Genomic DNA, 17,245 nt, shown 5'->3' with positions numbered 1-17,245 from the left:
GTTTCTTTTCATGGTTATTTAGTTACAACATTAGAAAACATTGATAGTTTGATACGCTCTTCATCTGAACGTAATATCACATGTGAAGCATTAACAGTGATTAACTCATGATCACCAATATAATCACCCACCTTCATTAACTTTCCACTTATAATTGCAGACTTATTTTTAGTACTATAAATAATAGTTTCTAAGTTCAATCCTTTTTTATATTCTTCTTTACCTACATGAGTAGAACCGGTCAAAGGCTTGGTAGGATCAATGTTTTGTGCTTGATTGTGTAATGAGAAAGTTGCTAACAGAGTCATTAATATAAGTTTATACACCTATGAACTCCTTATTTGTACTTAAGCTATACAATTCAATTTCTAGCTCACCTAATGGATATTCTTTAATTGTGTAGCGAAAGTCTTTCCAAAAAAACTTCCATGGCATGGCTTCTAATTGTGTTAAATAATCGCGTAGTTGGAAATATTTACCGGTTAATTTCAGACGAATACCATGCTGATATAAGTTTATCGTAGACTCTAGCTCTGCGTTATCTTCTAGGTTATCGGCGGTAACTTGTTCTTCTTTATTATTTTTATCAGCTAAATCACCGTCTTTATCCATTAAGGGGTTAGCACCTAATAATTCAAAGGAAATAAGTGATACACCTTTTTGTACTTTAAGCATATCAAGCAGTGCAAATCGCATTTGAATAGGATCAATCAACTCAGATGTCAGTAATAATAACTTATCATCAACTTCTTTTACTTTTGCTTCATAGACCGAAATTTGCTTATTTAAAGCTTTGTTAGGATCTTCAGTTAATGCTTCTTCAAAAATAGAAATTGATGACTTAATCGATTGATTTTCTGTAACTAAACGTCCTGACTTCTCATTAATGTCTTCAACTTTAGTTAAAGAGGTATCAATAAATAAACTAAAAGAAATAAAAATTATAGCCACTAAGCCAGTAGCTAAAATCAAATATTGTTCTCTTGAGGAAACACTTTCGAATTTATCTGAATACTCTTGCCATTTACTCATTTCTTAAAGTCCTCAAATCACCTTTAGAACTTACTGTGAATTCGATAATTTGATCTTCATTTTCTTGCATCACAAAATTAATAAATCTTTTGCCAGACAAGAAAGTTGAGTTTTCAAACCCTGCCAACCAAGCAGGGACAGATTGTGGGTTTTTAGTTAAACCAGAGAAAACCATAGCATTATTATTGATACCTACTGCCGATAAACTAATGCCTTTGTGATGGTTTTGAGAAAGCTCTGTCATCGACTGCGCAAAACCAGCAACTTGAGTTTTTGTTGTGTCTGTTAACTCTTCATGTAATCGAGTTTTGTTATTTAAAATAAGTGTAAGTAAGTCAATTTTATCTTTTAATTTATTACTTGGTTTGTGAGCTTCCAATTCATTTTGTAAGCGTGACATTTGTTCATTTAAGATTGTTTTTTCGCTTTTTAGTTGAGCATAGCGCTCATCAGCTTTTTGTAGCTGATTTTGACTAAATAAAATCCAGCCAATCATCGCAACAGTTACAACAGCCCAAACAATACAAACTCGCTTCAATGACCATAATGGTTTTACTGGAATCAACTCTGGCTGTAGTAAATTTATACTGTGCTTCGCTGTATTAACGTTTGTCATACATCTACCTCCATGCTGGACAACATAGAAGCACCAACAGCGCATGGAAATTTACGATATTCTTCAAAGCCTTCAGGCATAGACAAAAGATTTACAGGAACATTGGTGTTTTCTGATACTTTACGAACTAAAAAGGCTTCGTTATCCATAGGTAAAATAACTTGAATTTCTTTGATAGGCGCTTGTTTTAATTGTCTTTCAAAATAATCGGTAGAACGTTGTATTTCTAAGCTCAGCATATCAACAGATCCCATAAGAAGTTCTTCTTCAGTTTTATGAGAAATTTGTGCTAAACCACGTATGCGACGTTGAAAGAAAATCTTACCTTGTTTAACAATCAAGATTAACAGGTCTTCATTTGCGTGCTGGCAAACAAGTAAAGTGGCAACATCACTTTGAGGAATTAATTGAGCAAAAGCAAACTCAACGGTTGTAATTAAAGCAATATCTAACTGATGTTGAGTGACATGCTCAACAATAGCAGTTAGCTCTTTAAGATCTGCACATACCACATTAATTTTTTCTACATTATTAGATAACTGAGGACCATCAAAATAGTCAACAACCATATTATCAGGTTTGAACGGAACTAAGTCTTTCACTTGCCATTTCAATGCTGAATTAATTTCAGTATCAGGAACATTAGGTTTGTCGACTTGTACTATCTGATATTGCCCTGCAGACAAAACAATATGGCAAAGCCCATTACCTCCAACTTCATCGGCTAAAGCTGAAAACGAAGCAGACATCCTTGGCTTGGTAATATTTTGACAAACTGGAGAGGCGTTTAACGGACGATAGCAATAAGATAACGAGTCAGGCTGTAAACTCACACCTATAATGTCGTTAGATTTATTTTTAGAAAATAGCTTATTAATTTTATGTATAAATGACATTTATGTATTTTTTATTGTTTATTTATAACGAATTAACTAATTTCCATTATCCTCTATTCGTTAATTGACGCAAGTTTTTAATAAACTTATTACACAACTTTAATAAAAGTTAAATTAACTAAATAGAAAGTAATTAAATTAATAATATACGTATATTTCAAAAACCTACTGTTAACTGTAACGCAAATTTATTAAATACGCAGAGTTTTTCTAATAAAAACGAATTTATTTGAAATTTTGGACATAAAAAAACCGTATTGTTATTCACAATACGGTTTTTAATTTAAGAACTAACTAAATAGTTTTTAAATTATGCTTCAGCGATAACAACAATCTTGATACTTGTATCAACATCATTATGTAAGTGAATTACGATATCGAATTCACCAGTTTCGCGGATAGAGCCTAATGGTAAACGAACTTCAGCTTTAACTACTTCAACACCAGCTTCTGTAATTGCATCAGCGATGTCACGAGTACCTATAGAACCGAATAATTTACCTTCTTCACCAGCTTTCGATGCAATAGTAACTTCAGCAAGTTCAGTTAACTTAGCAGCGCGAGCTTCAGCAGAAGCTAAAGTTTCAGCTAATTTAGCTTCTAATTCAGCGCGACGAGCTTCAAAGTGCTCAACGTTAGCTGAAGATGCAAATACTGCCTTACCTTTTGGTAATAAGTAGTTACGTGCGTAGCCAGACTTAACTGTTACCTTGTCACCAAGGCCGCCTAATTTGGCGATTTTATCAAGAAGGATTACTTCCATTTTCAAAACCCCTTATTAGGTTACTTATGTAAATCTGTATATGGTAATAATGCTAAATAACGAGCACGCTTGATCGCACGACCAAGTTGACGTTGATATTTAGCAGCTGTACCAGTAATACGGCTAGGAACGATTTTACCACTTTCAGTGATATAGTTTTTTAGTGTTGCAATATCTTTATAATCGATAGAAACAGCACCTTCTGCAGTAAAACGGCAGAACTTACGACGTCTAAAAAAACGAGACATGGATTTCTCCTAATTAATCATTTCAATCTGTTGAGCATGTAATACAAGAAGTGGATTACCATTTCTTGATTCGTGGCGATTTATAAAACCGGTCACTTTAATATTACTGCCCTCAGTTAAATCACGAGTTAAGTGTTGCGACATATCACCTGTTGCGACTACTTGTATTCGAACAAACGCTTGTCTGTTCATACCTGCTTCGTTTTGAATAGAATGATGATCCATTGAAAACTGACAATGTTGAATACCTGCGGGGCTTGTTGATGTTTTAGGTCGTTTAACAACTGTACCCACCAACACAAGGCAATTCTCTGATAAAGAGACTGTCACTGTTACTTATTCTTCGCCAGCAGCTTCTTCAGTAGTAGCTTTCTCAGCAGTTTCTGCTTGAGCAGGCGCTTCTTCAGCAACATCTTTCTTAACTTCACGGCGATCTTCTTTAGCTACAGCCATAGCTGATGCTTCAGTTACTGCACCTTTAGTACGCATGATCATGTTACGAATAACAACATCGTTATAACGGAAAGAAGTTTCTAATTCATCAATAACTGATTGAGGCGCTTCAATGTTAATTAAAACATAGTGTGCTTTATGCAATTTATTGATTGGGTATGCTAATTGACGACGACCCCAGTCTTCTAGACGGTGGATTTTGCCTTCAGCAGCATTGATCAAGTCAGTATAACGCTGGATCATTCCAGGTACTTGTTCACTCTGATCAGGGTGAACCATAAATACGATTTCGTAATGACGCATTACGAGCTCCCTACGGTTGTAGCCTCTTACCTGGATCAGCCAACACCAGTATTGAGACAAGGAACAAAAATTTACGGCTGATTTAAGGACGCGTAGTGTAGGGAATTTAAGCAATAAAGGCAAGTAATTGTTATCAAGATAACGTGTTATATAAAATGAGTGGGGAAAAGGTGCTTCAAACACAACATCTATTTGTGTCAGCGGCTATAATAAACATTAATTTTTACAAGTAAAATCAACAACTAAAAACCAAAACTCTAGAGGGTTTAAGTAATGATATTTTATTTAGGAGGGTCATATTATAAAAATAAAAAAGCGCTATAAAGCGCTTATTATTATGTTATTAAATTCAATAACCATAAAAGACAAAAACTTGTTAACTCTTGTCTGAGTTAATCATCAACGTTAACCTAGTCTTTGTCTAACAATTTCAAATAAACATATACCCGTCGCAACTGAAACATTTAAGCTTGAAACACTTCCTGCCATTGGTAATTTAACTATTTGATCACAATTTTCACGAGTTAAGCGACGCATTCCTTTACCTTCAGCTCCCATAACAAGAGCCATAGCACCTTCAAACTTAACATCGTATAAGTTGATATCAGTTTCACCCGCAGTTCCAACTATCCAAACACCTAAATCTTGTAGCTGTTTCATGGTTCTAGATAAATTAGTTACTTGCACCAAAGGAACAGTGTCAGCAGCGCCAACAGCAACCTTTCTCACTGTGGCAGTAATACGTGCGGCATTATCTTTAGGTACAATAATAGCGTGTACACCAGCAGCGTCAGCATTACGTAAACAAGCACCTAGATTATGAGGATCTGTTACGCCGTCAAGTATTAAGAAAAAAGGTAATTCTTCTTTTTTATTGGCCGCTGCAACTATGTCGTCTAAATCAGATTCTGTGTATATCTTACCTGCTTTTACTCGGGCTAATACACCTTGGTGTTGCTCGCCTTCACTTTTCTCATCAAGTACTTTACGGTTAACTAATTGCGTTGGAATACCGTATTTTCTTGCTAAATTAATAATAGGTTTTAAACGTTCGTCTTCACGACCTTTTAAAAACCATAACTCTACGAATAACTCAGGAGCTCTTTTAAGCATTGAATTAATTGCGTGAATACCAAATACTACTTCGTCTTGCTTTGCCATGTTTATTACTTATCTAATTTATATTTCAAATTTGTATTGGCTATTTAATTAACAGTATTAATTATTTAGCTTTTGAACGTGCGTTTTTACCTGGGCGTGGCTTCTTAACTCTTTTCTTTTTAGCTTTCGTTTTTTTTGTATCGCTTGATACTGTAGCCGGAGTTCCTTTAGATTTTTTAGCTCCTTTTTTTACACCTTTATCACTCGCACTATTTTTCTTCATACCTTTACGTGGAGAGCGTGAACGTCGTTGATCTTTTTCATCAACCACTACGCCATCAATCATTAGGTCTATTTTTTTCTCGTCTAAGTTAACCGCTGCAACCTTAACTTCGATAGCATCGCCAACTTTATATTTTGTTCCAGTATTTTCACCTGTTAGGCACAACCTGACTTCATCAAATCGATAATAATCACGGCCTAATGAGTTAATATGAATTAAACCTTCAATGCCTAAGTTCGCAAGCCTAACAAATAAACCAAAGTTAGTAACGGTTGAAATAACACCATTAAAACTGTCGCCAATGTGGTCTTGCATAAACTCACATTTAAGCCAATCAGATACATCCCTTGTCGCATCATCTGCTCTGCGCTCTGTCATAGAGCAATGTTCGCCAAGTTCAATCACTTGCTCCGAGGTATAAGTATATTCACCGTCATTTGCGCCAGTTAATTTCTTATCTGCCTGCTTCTCTAAAATAGCTTTAATAACACGATGTACAACAAGATCAGGATAACGACGAATTGGTGAAGTAAAGTGACTATATGATTCAAGAGCTAAACCAAAATGACCTAAATTATCACTTTGATAAACCGCTTGCTTCATCGATCTTAGCAACATGGTTTGAATCAGCTCTTGATCAGGTCGGTCAGCAATACGTTTTAATATTTGTCCGTAATCAGCAGGTGTAGGTTCTTCTTTTGCTGGAGTTTCAATACCTAATTCTCGAATATAGGTAACGAAATTATTATATTTATCGCCACTTGGTTTTTCATGTACTCTGAATAAACCATGAGCCTTGTGTTTTTCAATAAATTTAGCGGTAGAAACGTTCGCTAAAATCATACATTCTTCAATGATTTTATGTGCATCGTTACGTACAAGCGATTCGATAGAAGCAATTTTCTTATCGTCATTAAAAATGAACTTAGATTCTTCTGTTTCAAACGCAATAGCACCACGTTTTAAGCGTGAATCATTTAATGCTTGATACATACTGTTTAGGTTTTCTAAATCAGGTACTAATGCAGCATATTCAGCTTTAAGTGCTTCATCGCCTTCAAGAATGGCTGCCACTTTTGTATAAGTAAAACGAGCATGAGAACGCATTACAGCTGAGTAAAATGTAGAATCAACTAGCTCACCTTGAGCATCAATCGACATTTCACATACCATACACAAACGATCTACATTTGGGTTTAATGAACATAAACCATTAGAAAGCTTCTCAGGCAGCATTGGAATAACTTGGCTTGGAAAGTAAACAGAGTTTCCTCTTGATATTGCTTCTTCATCTAACGCTGTTTTATCACGAACATAATAACTAACATCAGCAATAGCAACCCATAATGTCCAGCCACCATTTTCGTTAGGTTTACAATAAACCGCATCATCGAAATCTCGAGCATCTTCACCGTCTATAGTAACTAGTGGTAAATCTCTTAAGTCTTTTCTACAGGCTTTAGGCGCTTCTTCTACTTCGTCTGAAAGTACACTAACTTCTTCCATAACTTCTGTAGAAAACTCATGAGGTAAATCATGCTCTCTTAAAGCTATTTCAATTTCCATACCGGGAGCCATATGCTCGCCTAGCACTTCAACAACTTTACCTACAGCATTCGCTCTTTTAGATGGGCGCTGTGTTACTTCCACAACAACCACTTGTCCGTGTCTTGCCCCCATACGATCATCAGGCTGAATTAAAATATCGATTTTAATTCGTGCATCGTCTGGTTTCATGTAAACAATGTGCTTCTCTACGAAAATTCGACCAACAACACCGCTCTTTCTAGGTTGGATCACATCTAAAATGCGAACCTCTTTTCTGCCCTTACGATCTGTTCTATCAACTAAAATAGCTTCTACAATATCACCATGAATAACACGCTTCATTTCATGAGCTGAGATGTATAAATCTTTACCTGGTTTCTCTCCTGGTGCTACATCAGGAATAAAGAAACCAAATCCATCTCGATGGCCTGTCACTCTACCCGTTAACACACTATTTTTAGGTGCTATTGCGTATTGTTTAAATTTGTTAAATATTATTTGCCCGCTAGTTTCCATCGCTCGTAAACGACGCTTTAAGCCTACTTTATTATTTTCTTCGGTGTATTTAAAAGTTTTGAGTAGTGCGTTAAAGGTAGGGGGAATTGGAGCATCTTGAATAACAGACAGAATTAGCTCTCGGCTAGCAACAGGTTGCTCGTATTTTTCGGCTTCTCGTTTTGAAAAAGGGTCTTTTATGGTCACAGCGTAGTTTCAATAATATTTTTCTTTATTATACGCTATTGCTTTCATTATGCGAATTAATGAACTTAATTAAGTTTTGCCTTCAATTAAATCACCACTATAATGTTTAGTTCTTATTAATGCATATTGGCTATATAACGCAAATATAGCCTACATCCAAGGAAGAATATGAAACTTAAACGATCTCTACTCGTTATCGCAATATCTACCGCTTTACTTTCTGCTTGTGCAGAAAATACTGCTACACATCAAAACATTGATTCAAAAGAAATCAATAGTGAATCTAAAAAGAATAGCGAACAAATAGCCTTAGCTTCTAAAAAAGCCAATGAGTTATTTGATACTATTTTTACAGAAGGTGTTAATCGTAGTCCAATGATGCAAACCTATCTTGGCATTAAAACAGATTATGATAAGTGGAATGATATTTCTGAAGAAAACACATTAAAAGAACTCGCATTTTCAAAAGCTGATTTATTAAAAGTAAAAGCAATAGACACGAGTTTATTAGATACTCAAACGAAACTTAGTCACCGTTTACTTGTTCAAAAATTAGAAAATACAATTGATGATAATAAATGGCGATTTCATTCTTATCCTGTAAACCAAATGCGAGGTTTACATGCGCAGGTGCCTTCTTTTTTAATTAATCAGCACACGATCAGCAATGTAAAAGAAGCTAAAGATTATATCAGTCGTGTTCATCGAACGAAAAAACTCATGGCACAAGTAGTTGAGCAATTAAAAACGAGAGAAGCCAAAGGTATTATTGCACCAAAATTTGTTTTTAATCATGTAATTCGTGATTCAAACAACATATTAGTTGGCGCGCCTTTTACAGAGAGTCATGGGAAAAATAGTACTTTATTAGAAGACTTTACTGGAAAAATAGAAAAATTAGATTTATCAGATGCTGAAAAGTCTACTTTAATTTCTGAGCTTAACACAGCATTAATTACTGATTTAAAGCCAGCGTATGAAAAACTTATTTCATATGTTGCTGAGCTACAAAAGAAAGCGGATACCCGAGATGGTGTTTGGAAATTCCCTGATGGTGATGCTTATTTCAATAATGCTTTACAACGCACAACCACAACAGAGTTAACGTCTAATGAGATTCATAATATAGGATTAAGTGAAGTTGAACGTATTCATAATGAGATGCGTCTGATTATGAAAAAAGTTGATTTTAAAGACGACTTGAATCAATTTTTTGACTTTATGCGAAATGACAAACAATTCTACTATGCGCAGAGTGAAGCAGGAAGAACACAATATTTGAACGAAGCAGTTGCGCTTATTGATGATATGGAAGGTCGATTAGATAGTTTATTTTTAACAAAACCTAAAGCTAAATTGAAAGTTAAAGCGGTTGAAAGCTTCCGTGAAAAGTCAGCAGGTAAAGCATTTTATCAACAACCAGCTCCTGATGGCTCACGCCCTGGTATTTACTATGCAAACCTATACGATATGGCAGCAATGCCAAGCTATCAAATGGCGGCATTAGCTTATCATGAAGGTATACCTGGTCATCATATGCAAATAGCCATAAAGCAAGAATTGACAGACTTACCTAAATTTAGGAAGTTTGGTGGTTATACTGCATACACTGAAGGTTGGGGACTTTATTCTGAAATGCTCCCAAAAGAAATAGGCTTATATCAAGACCCTTATTCAGACTTTGGACGTTTAGCTATGGAGTTATGGCGAGCTTGTAGATTAGTTGTAGATACAGGTATTCACACTAAAAAATGGACTCGTGAACAAGGTATTGAATACTATGTAACCAATACACCTAATGCTAAGTCTGATGCAGTTAAAATGGTAGAACGACATATTGTAATGCCATCACAAGCAACAGCTTATAAAATTGGTATGATGAAAATAATTGAGTTACGAGAAAAGTCTAGAAAGTTACTTGGGGATAAGTTCGATATTAAAGAGTTTCACGATATCGTATTGAAAAATGGCCCTGTACCTTTGAATGTTCTATCTGAACTTGTTGATAGTTATATAGAAAGCAATAAAGCGTAATAATACCTCAGAATAAAAAACCGTGAGCTAATCACGGTTTTTTTTTCAAACAATATTCTAAATACTAATATTCGGTAACTTTTGCCGCATTAACAACGCGCTCAGGCATTTTGTCGGCAAGCTTAAGTAGTAGAGTAGAAATTTGCTTATGTACTTTTTTGTCTTCTGTTACAGCACGATGTAATTGAGAATACAATGCGGGATAGTCAAGTGGGCTGCCAAAACCTTTGTCGTATATTTCAGCCAATCTAATTTGTGCCTTTAAGTTTTTTAATGTTGCTGCTTCTTTTAAATAACGAATAGCTTTATCCATATCAACCTGAACAAACTTACCTACATGATAATAACGTCCTAATTGCTCAAGCCCTTCCGCTAAACCTTGATCAGCAGCTTCCTTCATATAGTAAAGCCCTAATTCAACGTCTTTTTTTACACAAACACCATAAGCCAACATATCACCCCATAAAAATTGATAAGACGGCATTTGAGACTTAGTGGCACGTGCTTCAATATCTTGTACTAATTGACACTCATCAAGCACAACTTGGCCTAAATGTTTATTTTCTTTAATTAGATCAAGCAACTCATTGTCAGTATAAATTTGTACAACCGTTAATGCTTCAGCAGACGATTGAAATGAAATAAATAAACTTAAGAAAATGGAAAAGTAAGAAAGCTTCATATAAAACCTATTGAATAAAAAGTATAAAACTAAAAAATGTGATGTATTTGCTATCAACTAAAACAATCAAATAATCACATCAGTAACTATTTATCGGCCATAAATTAAAAACATTAACCACTGTGTCTGATTTTTGACAATTAAACACTCATAAAACACAGCAATTTTAGTACCATATAATTGCAGCTAGGTACTTGCACAATAACAAGCTTCATATAACAATACTTAAAAGAATAATAAGAAAAAGAGTTGTGATGTCTGAATTAGAGCAATTAATTGAAAAAGCTAAAGCAAATGAAGTCATATCAAAAAAGTTATTTGAGATTGAAACCGAAGTATTAACGTCTAATTCCAGTGACGAATTACTCCAACGCTTATTAAACTCTATTAAAGATAAATTTAACTTAACCAATATCCGTTTATTGTTAGTTGACCCTACTCCTATTTCGTTTTTAATAAATGAAAGCATTCAATCTTACTGGTATCAACAAAATACAACAGCGATTAGTTATCAAAAACTTAAAGAATTTCACCTCAACAACAGCCCTTTTCTAACCGACAATGTTGATACGCTATTAAAAAGTATACCTGCTAAATTATTAGAAGGTGGACAGTCTTTTGCTTTAACCCCACTCATTCTAGAAAATAAACTATTTGGAAGTTTATTATTTACCGATGCCGATAAAACACGTTTCACACCTAATTTGGGTACCTTCCATTTAGAGCAGCTCGCTGTAAAAGTGAGTTTATGTTTATCAAACGTGCTAGCACGTGAACAGCTAGAATACATAGCAAATTACGATAGATTAACAGGTGTCGCAAACCGTAGATTAATGGAAGCTTCGATTAGTGAAGAGCTTATTCGCCAAAAAAGATACGGCGTTTTATTTGCTGTGCTTTTTATTGATTGTAATCGTTTTAAAAAGATAAATGATACTTACGGACATGATTGTGGGGACCAAGTCTTAGTATACGTAGCACAAACACTTAAAAAGCTGATCAGAGAAAATGATCGCTGCTTCCGTTATGCTGGAGATGAGTTTGTCGTTACATTAGCAAGTCAAACTTATGATGAATCATTAGTTGCAGCAAAAAGGTTGTGTAAATATTTTATCGATAATCCAATGCAATACGAAGACAAAAGCCTACCAATAACCATTAGTTGTGGATCGGCGGTAAGTGATGGCACGTTAACTATGCAAGAGTTATTAAAAAAGGCAGATCAGCAATTATATCTAAGTAAAAAAATGACCGAGTTTGAAGATCAAACATCTTAAAAAAACTAAAATTGAATTTTTAAGCAGAACCGTTATTGATGGGGTTGAAAGAATAAACGATAACTTTACATCAGCATTACTACTAGGCTAATTATAAAGTTATCGTGATGTCGAACTCTAATTCAGATTGTGTAATCTAAATACTGGTTATTTACTAAAATCAACACCAGACTGAGCAGCAAAATAAGCAAACATAGTATATACCGCAGTATTATGTTTTAACGCCTTAGCATCTACCTTATCTAATGTATCATTTTGGGTGTGATGATAATCAAAGTACAAACTACCATCAGGTGCAAAGTTTACGCTAGGCATACCCGCTTTACTCATTAAGCTCATATCAGATTGCGCTTGAGCTGTATTAGTTTTACTTACTGTTACACCTAAAGGCTCTAAATATTCACCAAGCTCACGTAACGCTGGCAATGATTTTTTACCTACACCTGTTTTCATTTCGTAAATTGGGCCTACACCAAAGTCCCATTCAGCACCAATAACATGACCTTTCATATCGCCTTTACGTTTTTCAACATATGCTTTTGCGCCAACTAAACCAATTTCTTCAGCTGCAAATAAAATAACACGAATTGTACGTTTAGGTTTTACGGGTAATTGAGCAATATGATGAACTGTTGCCATCATCATTCCTACACCAATACCATCATCAACAGCGCCTGTTCCTACATCCCAACTGTCAAGGTGAGCTCCAAGTGTTACGTATTCGTTTGGAAATTCACTACCCGTTAATTCACCAATAACGTTAGCTGTATTTGCCACAACTTTAGGATCACTATGAGAAGTTAACTTTAAAAAGAATTCCACTTCTTCAGAACGCTTTAACTGATTTAATAACATATCAGCATCAGGGTTTGAAATACTTGCAGCAGCAACTTTTACGCTACCTTCAGGATAACGAACTGACCCTGTATGAGCTAAACGATTGTCGTCTGTACCTATTGAACGAATGATAATTGCTGAGGCACCTTTTTTACCTGCAACAGCCGCTCCATGAACTCTGGCTGCAACAGCAGGACCATAACCTTTACCATCAATATGGCGCTCCATACGGTTAGATATGAAAACTATTTTTCCGTTTAAACTGTTATCTTCAACCGCTTCTAGATCTTGAAATGTTTTGAAATGAGCAAGGTTTGCTTTAACTCCCTCTTTACCGGTACCAACACTACCACCTAAAGCAATAGCAACAACCTCATGTGGGTAAGGAGCTATAACTTTCGCTTCAACCTCACCACGATGCCAGTAGGTTGCAGTTAAGTCTTCAGTCCATACTTTATCAAATCCAAGGGCTTTCATTTTGTCTACAGCCCAAGCGATTGATTTCTTGTCGCCTTCTGAACCAACTAAACGATGGCCAACTTCAGTAGTTAACGATTCAATCAAGTCGTAAGATAAGTTAGACGATAGTGCCGTTTCTTTTAAAGCCATCAATTGCTTTTCTTCTATTGTGCTAAGTACGTCGGCATTCGACATACCACTCACTAAAGCAAGTGAAAACATCCCTATTTTAAACAAGTTATTAAACATTGAAGATCCTATAAGTGTGTTGTGGATATTAAATTCATAAAATTAATGTGACATGCGTATAGTTTTAATCAACTAATCAACAGAAAGTTGAGCGTAACAGCTACATTTATATTGGTTTCCATTCAAGATGTGGGACATTAAACTCATCGGAATAAAAATCCTTTCTACGCAAGAACTAAAGAGCTCTGCAGTAGATACCTTGATTGGTAATGATTATATAATAGAGGAATATAACAAAATGGAAAGGAAGAATTTATTTTCAGCTTAGTTACATAGTTCGTTAAATCTAGAAGTATAACTAAACTGAAAATGATATTGGAACAGTGAGAAACTTAGATAGAAAAAGAAGAGCCACAACCACATGTTGTCGTTGCATTAGGGTTGTTAACTAAAAAGCGACTTCCTTCTAAGCCTTCAACATAATCAACTTCTCCGTCAACTAAATATTGAATACTCATAGGGTCAACTACCATAGTTACACCTTTTTTCTCTATAGTCATATCCCCTTCATTTACCTTTTCATCAAAGGTAAATCCGTATTGAAAACCTGAGCATCCACCACCTGTTACATAAACACGTAATTTAAGTTCTGGATTTTCTTCTTCAGAAATTAAAGAAAGTACTTTAGTTGCTGCAGCGTCTGAAAATTTGATAGGTAATTCTGGGTTAGACATAACTCTCTACTTGTTACATTGAAACTGGGTGGGATTATCGTAAACTTGACTGTTTTAGTCAAGTATTACAGGAATCGATTTTGTTAAACGGCCTGATTTAATATTCCATTTAAAGCTTTCTTCTAAACGATGGTATTTTTGCCATCGCCCTTTAGGCAAAGTTACAATAACGTTAATTTTTTCAGGTGAAAAACCTTCAGGTAAAACAAAAGCGCCTTCAACTACTTGAAAAAACTTAAAGCTAAATGAAAGCTCTTTTTTAGTAAGTTCAGATACATCAGCGAGCCCTAAAACGGTAGTTTTGCCATTCAAACTACCTGATACTTTTATATCGATATAACCTTTAGCGTAACGTTTTTGGATAAGTTGATGTACTAAAAAAGTTCTGAATATATATCTATTTTTTGTTTCTGTTTTAGAAACAATAAAGTTATCAAGTACTACGCCATCAGCTTCTTTTTCAGGCGCCATAATTTTTTCATAAAAGGCGAGTTCTTTTTTTAGTTGGTAATGTTCGTTCTCAACTTCTTTTAATAAAGTTAATGACTTTTGATTAGCCATTTTTTCAAGTTCTAGTTCAACTTCTAAGGTATTAATTCTTTTTATTTGATCGGCTTCTTGCTTATACAAAAGCTCTAATCTTTTTTTATGATAAGATAAAGCCTGTTCTTGGTGGGCATGAAAATAGTTACCCATTCTATAACCAACGAAGATACACGTAATAATAAGCATAACCAATAAGATAGATGAACGAAAAACACCTATTTTATTTACCACAGCATTGAGATTTATTTTCGCTAACCAATTCATATAAAAAGTATTAATATATTGTATATTTTAAAAAACTATTCTTCACATTATACGTTATTAAAACCTATATTTTACATAAGGTTTAATCATCATAATTATATGAATAACAACGATCGTTTTATGGTCTATTTATAATGATTTTATTTTCATTAAAAAAACGCTTATCGCTTCCTATTACTTCTTGGCAATTGTGTTTGTTGGCAAGTATAGGTGGCGCTTTGTCGGCTATGCTTATTGTAGGTTTTACAATGGCAACAACCGCTCTACAAGAATTATATTTAAGCGAGAAAGACAACTATAACAGTATAAATGAGCTAAGTCGTTTTCTTCTTCCTATATTCGGCGCAATAGTTATTTTATTGGTATCTTGGATAACAGGATACAAATATTTAAGAACAGGTATTCCTTTTGTTTTACACCGTTTAAAAGTTGCTCATGGTGTTATTCCTTTGCGTAATACCATCCATCAATTTATTGGTAGTGCCATAGCATTAGCTTCTGGTTTTTCTGTAGGACGAGAAGGTCCCGCGATTCATCTCGGCGCCGCTTTTAGTGGCTACTTAGGAAGTTTGTTAAAGCTACCCCATAATAGTATTCGCACCTTATCAGCCTGTGGTGTTGCTGCTGCTATTTCAGCGAGCTTTAATACTCCTGTTGCTGCAGTTATCTTTGTAATGGAGGTAATCTTACGCGAATATAAAGTGCATATTTTTATTCCTATTATGATGGCTTCACTTGTAGGTTCAATGATCACAACAAGTGCTTTAGGTCCAGCCCATGAGTTTGAATATTTTAAGACGATCGTTTTAGAACTTGAGCATTATCCTGTACTTATATTATTTGCTATTGGCATTGGAATACTTTCTTTTGGTTTTAACAAATACTTAGTGGCAACGATTAAAAGCTCAGAAAAATATCATATTGTTAGTCGATTGATGTTGGCAGCTTTAATCACTTCTTCACTCAGTTTTGTAGTACCACAAGCTTTAGGGACTAATTTTGGGGCGATTGACTTTTCCATTAGTGACAACCCTTCTCTTTTCTTTTTAATGGGTCTATTAATTGCAAAACTCATTATGACGATCAGTGCTTTAGGCCTTGGTATTCCAGGTGGAGCAATTGGCCCTGTGTTGGGTATAGGCGCAATTGCAGGTAGTTGCGCTGCAGTATTCATTCAGTCTTACTATCCAGAAACATCTCTAACTAGTGATTTTGCGCTCATGGGAATGGCCGGCATGATGGCGGCAACTTTGAATGCGCCATTAGCAGCATTAATTACCGTTGTAGAATTATCGAATCAGTTGGAAGTTATTGTTCCAGCAATGATTATTATAGGTACATCGTGCATTGTTTCTGGTCAGTTCTTTGGTAATAGGTCACTTTTTGTGATGCAACTTGAAATACAGAACTTAATTTACCGCAAACCACCTTTAGAAAAATCATTACAACGTGTCGGCGTACTGGGTGTGATGAATGAAAACTTTGAGGTAACAACTCAATTATCAGAGCAAGAAAAACAAGAGTTTTTAAGCCAATGTAAAGATAACTACTTTCTCATCGATAAAGTCGATAACGAAGAATCAAAAAGCAGTGTTTATTATTCTGTGCAATATCAAATTCACGAAAACACTGAAAATGAAACTAATGATAACGCTGAACTCTATCATCAATTACTACTGCCGCTGCACGCACAAGCAACCTTAATGGAAGTTTATTCGCTATTAGAGAAAAAACGTAAAGGCGCGGTTTATATTTATGGTGACAATATGGATGATGTGCTTGGCATCATAACTTTTGCGCAGGTTAGACGTTTTTTACTTGAAGGAAATATAAATTAATGACAACAATTTTATGGTTAAAAGCCTTTCACGTTGGTTTTATGGTGGCATGGTTTGCAGGTATATTTTATTTACCTCGACTATTTGTTAATCACGCTGAAACACAATCTAAAGAAGTCAGTGAACATTTAAAAGGTATGGAGAAAAGATTAATTCGATTTATAACCCCATTTGCCTTGTTAACTATCGGTTTTGGTATTGCCATAATTTCTCAATATGGTTTAGATTGGTTTGCTTCATCAGGTTGGTTACATGCAAAACTATCTTTAGTTGTTTTAGTGGTTATTTACCATTTGTACTGTTCTAAAATAGTGAAAACATTTCAAAATGATGCCAATACTAGATCAGGACGCTTCTACCGTTTATTTAATGAATTACCTGTATTAGCCTTATTTGCCATTATTATTCTTGTTTATGTGAAGCCATTTTAGCTGCCAACC

General features: G+C 34.9%; 18 protein-coding genes. 4 read left to right on the top strand and 14 right to left on the bottom strand.

The features are described from left to right. Window positions 1-14: 14 nt before the first annotated feature. The 10 genes from Q5N69_RS05370 to rnr form a co-directional block, all read right to left on the bottom strand. Window positions 15-326, bottom strand: coding sequence for a hypothetical protein (locus Q5N69_RS05370; protein ID WP_304367833.1), 312 nt, complete (start codon window positions 324-326; stop codon window positions 15-17). Next, window positions 319-1,032 carry a hypothetical protein gene (locus tag Q5N69_RS05365; protein ID WP_304367832.1) on the bottom strand — a complete coding sequence of 238 codons (714 nt, stop codon included), beginning with the start codon at window positions 1,030-1,032 and terminating at the stop codon, window positions 319-321. Before Q5N69_RS05365 ends, Q5N69_RS05370 begins: the two co-directional genes overlap by 8 nt. Continuing rightward, the gene (locus Q5N69_RS05360; protein WP_304367831.1) at window positions 1,025-1,648 is read right to left on the bottom strand and encodes a PilN domain-containing protein; all 624 of its coding nucleotides are present in this window, start codon (window positions 1,646-1,648) and stop codon (window positions 1,025-1,027) included. The genes Q5N69_RS05365 and Q5N69_RS05360 overlap by 8 nt, the downstream gene beginning before the upstream one ends. Continuing rightward, a complete protein-coding gene (locus Q5N69_RS05355) occupies window positions 1,645-2,544 on the bottom strand; it encodes a hypothetical protein (RefSeq protein ID WP_304367830.1) in 900 nt (299 codons plus the stop codon). The genes Q5N69_RS05360 and Q5N69_RS05355 overlap by 4 nt, the downstream gene beginning before the upstream one ends. Window positions 2,545-2,854: 310 nt before the next feature. Beyond that, a complete protein-coding gene (gene rplI / locus Q5N69_RS05350) occupies window positions 2,855-3,307 on the bottom strand; it encodes a 50S ribosomal protein L9 (RefSeq protein ID WP_304367829.1) in 453 nt (150 codons plus the stop codon). A 20-nt stretch (window positions 3,308-3,327) separates the two neighbouring features. Beyond that, complete coding sequence (gene rpsR, locus Q5N69_RS05345; RefSeq protein WP_076417170.1) at window positions 3,328-3,555, bottom strand: 30S ribosomal protein S18; 228 nt, start codon at window positions 3,553-3,555, stop codon at window positions 3,328-3,330. 9 nt (window positions 3,556-3,564) lie between these two features. Beyond that, window positions 3,565-3,885 (bottom strand): primosomal replication protein N, encoded by a 321-nt coding sequence (priB, locus tag Q5N69_RS05340; protein WP_304367828.1) that lies wholly within the window; start codon window positions 3,883-3,885, stop codon window positions 3,565-3,567. A gap of 6 nt (window positions 3,886-3,891) precedes the next feature. After that, complete coding sequence (rpsF, locus tag Q5N69_RS05335) at window positions 3,892-4,311, bottom strand: 30S ribosomal protein S6 (RefSeq protein WP_304367827.1); 420 nt, start codon at window positions 4,309-4,311, stop codon at window positions 3,892-3,894. Between the two features lie 405 nt (window positions 4,312-4,716). After that, complete coding sequence (gene rlmB, locus Q5N69_RS05330; RefSeq protein ID WP_304367826.1) at window positions 4,717-5,472, bottom strand: 23S rRNA (guanosine(2251)-2'-O)-methyltransferase RlmB; 756 nt, start codon at window positions 5,470-5,472, stop codon at window positions 4,717-4,719. A gap of 61 nt (window positions 5,473-5,533) precedes the next feature. Beyond that, window positions 5,534-7,945, bottom strand: coding sequence for a ribonuclease R (rnr, locus tag Q5N69_RS05325; RefSeq protein WP_304367825.1), 2,412 nt, complete (start codon window positions 7,943-7,945; stop codon window positions 5,534-5,536). 168 nt (window positions 7,946-8,113) lie between these two features. Between rnr and Q5N69_RS05320 the strand changes: the two genes are divergently transcribed. Then, entirely contained in the window at window positions 8,114-9,979 is a 1,866-nt protein-coding gene (locus Q5N69_RS05320) for a DUF885 family protein (RefSeq protein ID WP_304367824.1), read from the top strand. 64 nt (window positions 9,980-10,043) lie between these two features. Here Q5N69_RS05320 and Q5N69_RS05315 read toward each other — a convergent pair whose 3' ends face one another. Continuing rightward, entirely contained in the window at window positions 10,044-10,661 is a 618-nt protein-coding gene (locus Q5N69_RS05315) for a tetratricopeptide repeat protein (RefSeq protein ID WP_304367823.1), read from the bottom strand. Window positions 10,662-10,912: 251 nt separating this feature from the next. Here Q5N69_RS05315 and Q5N69_RS05310 point away from each other — a divergent pair, with 251 nt between their 5' ends. Further along, window positions 10,913-11,938, top strand: a complete 1,026-nt coding sequence (locus Q5N69_RS05310; protein WP_304367822.1) for a DUF484 family protein — start codon at window positions 10,913-10,915, stop codon at window positions 11,936-11,938. Window positions 11,939-12,085: 147 nt separating this feature from the next. On the opposite strand, the gene Q5N69_RS05305 is transcribed toward Q5N69_RS05310, so the two are convergent. From Q5N69_RS05305 to Q5N69_RS05295, 3 genes are all read right to left on the bottom strand, one after another. Continuing rightward, the gene (locus Q5N69_RS05305) at window positions 12,086-13,483 is read right to left on the bottom strand and encodes a M20/M25/M40 family metallo-hydrolase (RefSeq protein ID WP_304367821.1); all 1,398 of its coding nucleotides are present in this window, start codon (window positions 13,481-13,483) and stop codon (window positions 12,086-12,088) included. 332 nt (window positions 13,484-13,815) lie between these two features. Next, complete coding sequence (gene erpA / locus Q5N69_RS05300) at window positions 13,816-14,157, bottom strand: iron-sulfur cluster insertion protein ErpA (protein WP_304367820.1); 342 nt, start codon at window positions 14,155-14,157, stop codon at window positions 13,816-13,818. A 54-nt stretch (window positions 14,158-14,211) separates the two neighbouring features. After that, a complete protein-coding gene (locus Q5N69_RS05295; RefSeq protein WP_304367819.1) occupies window positions 14,212-14,853 on the bottom strand; it encodes a DUF6776 family protein in 642 nt (213 codons plus the stop codon). 248 nt (window positions 14,854-15,101) lie between these two features. Here Q5N69_RS05295 and Q5N69_RS05290 point away from each other — a divergent pair, with 248 nt between their 5' ends. After that, on the top strand, window positions 15,102-16,805 hold the full coding sequence (locus Q5N69_RS05290) for a chloride channel protein (RefSeq protein WP_304367818.1): 1,704 nt from the start codon (window positions 15,102-15,104) through the stop codon (window positions 16,803-16,805). Next, window positions 16,805-17,236, top strand: coding sequence for a protoporphyrinogen oxidase HemJ (gene hemJ / locus Q5N69_RS05285; protein WP_304367817.1), 432 nt, complete (start codon window positions 16,805-16,807; stop codon window positions 17,234-17,236). Before Q5N69_RS05290 ends, hemJ begins: the two co-directional genes overlap by 1 nt. The last annotated feature ends 9 nt before the right edge of the window (window positions 17,237-17,245 follow it).

It is taken from the genome of Pseudocolwellia sp. AS88 (genome assembly GCF_030551755.1).
Taxonomy (GTDB): domain Bacteria; phylum Pseudomonadota; class Gammaproteobacteria; order Enterobacterales; family Alteromonadaceae; genus Pseudocolwellia.
This window is presented reverse-complemented; position numbering and strand designations above follow the sequence as displayed.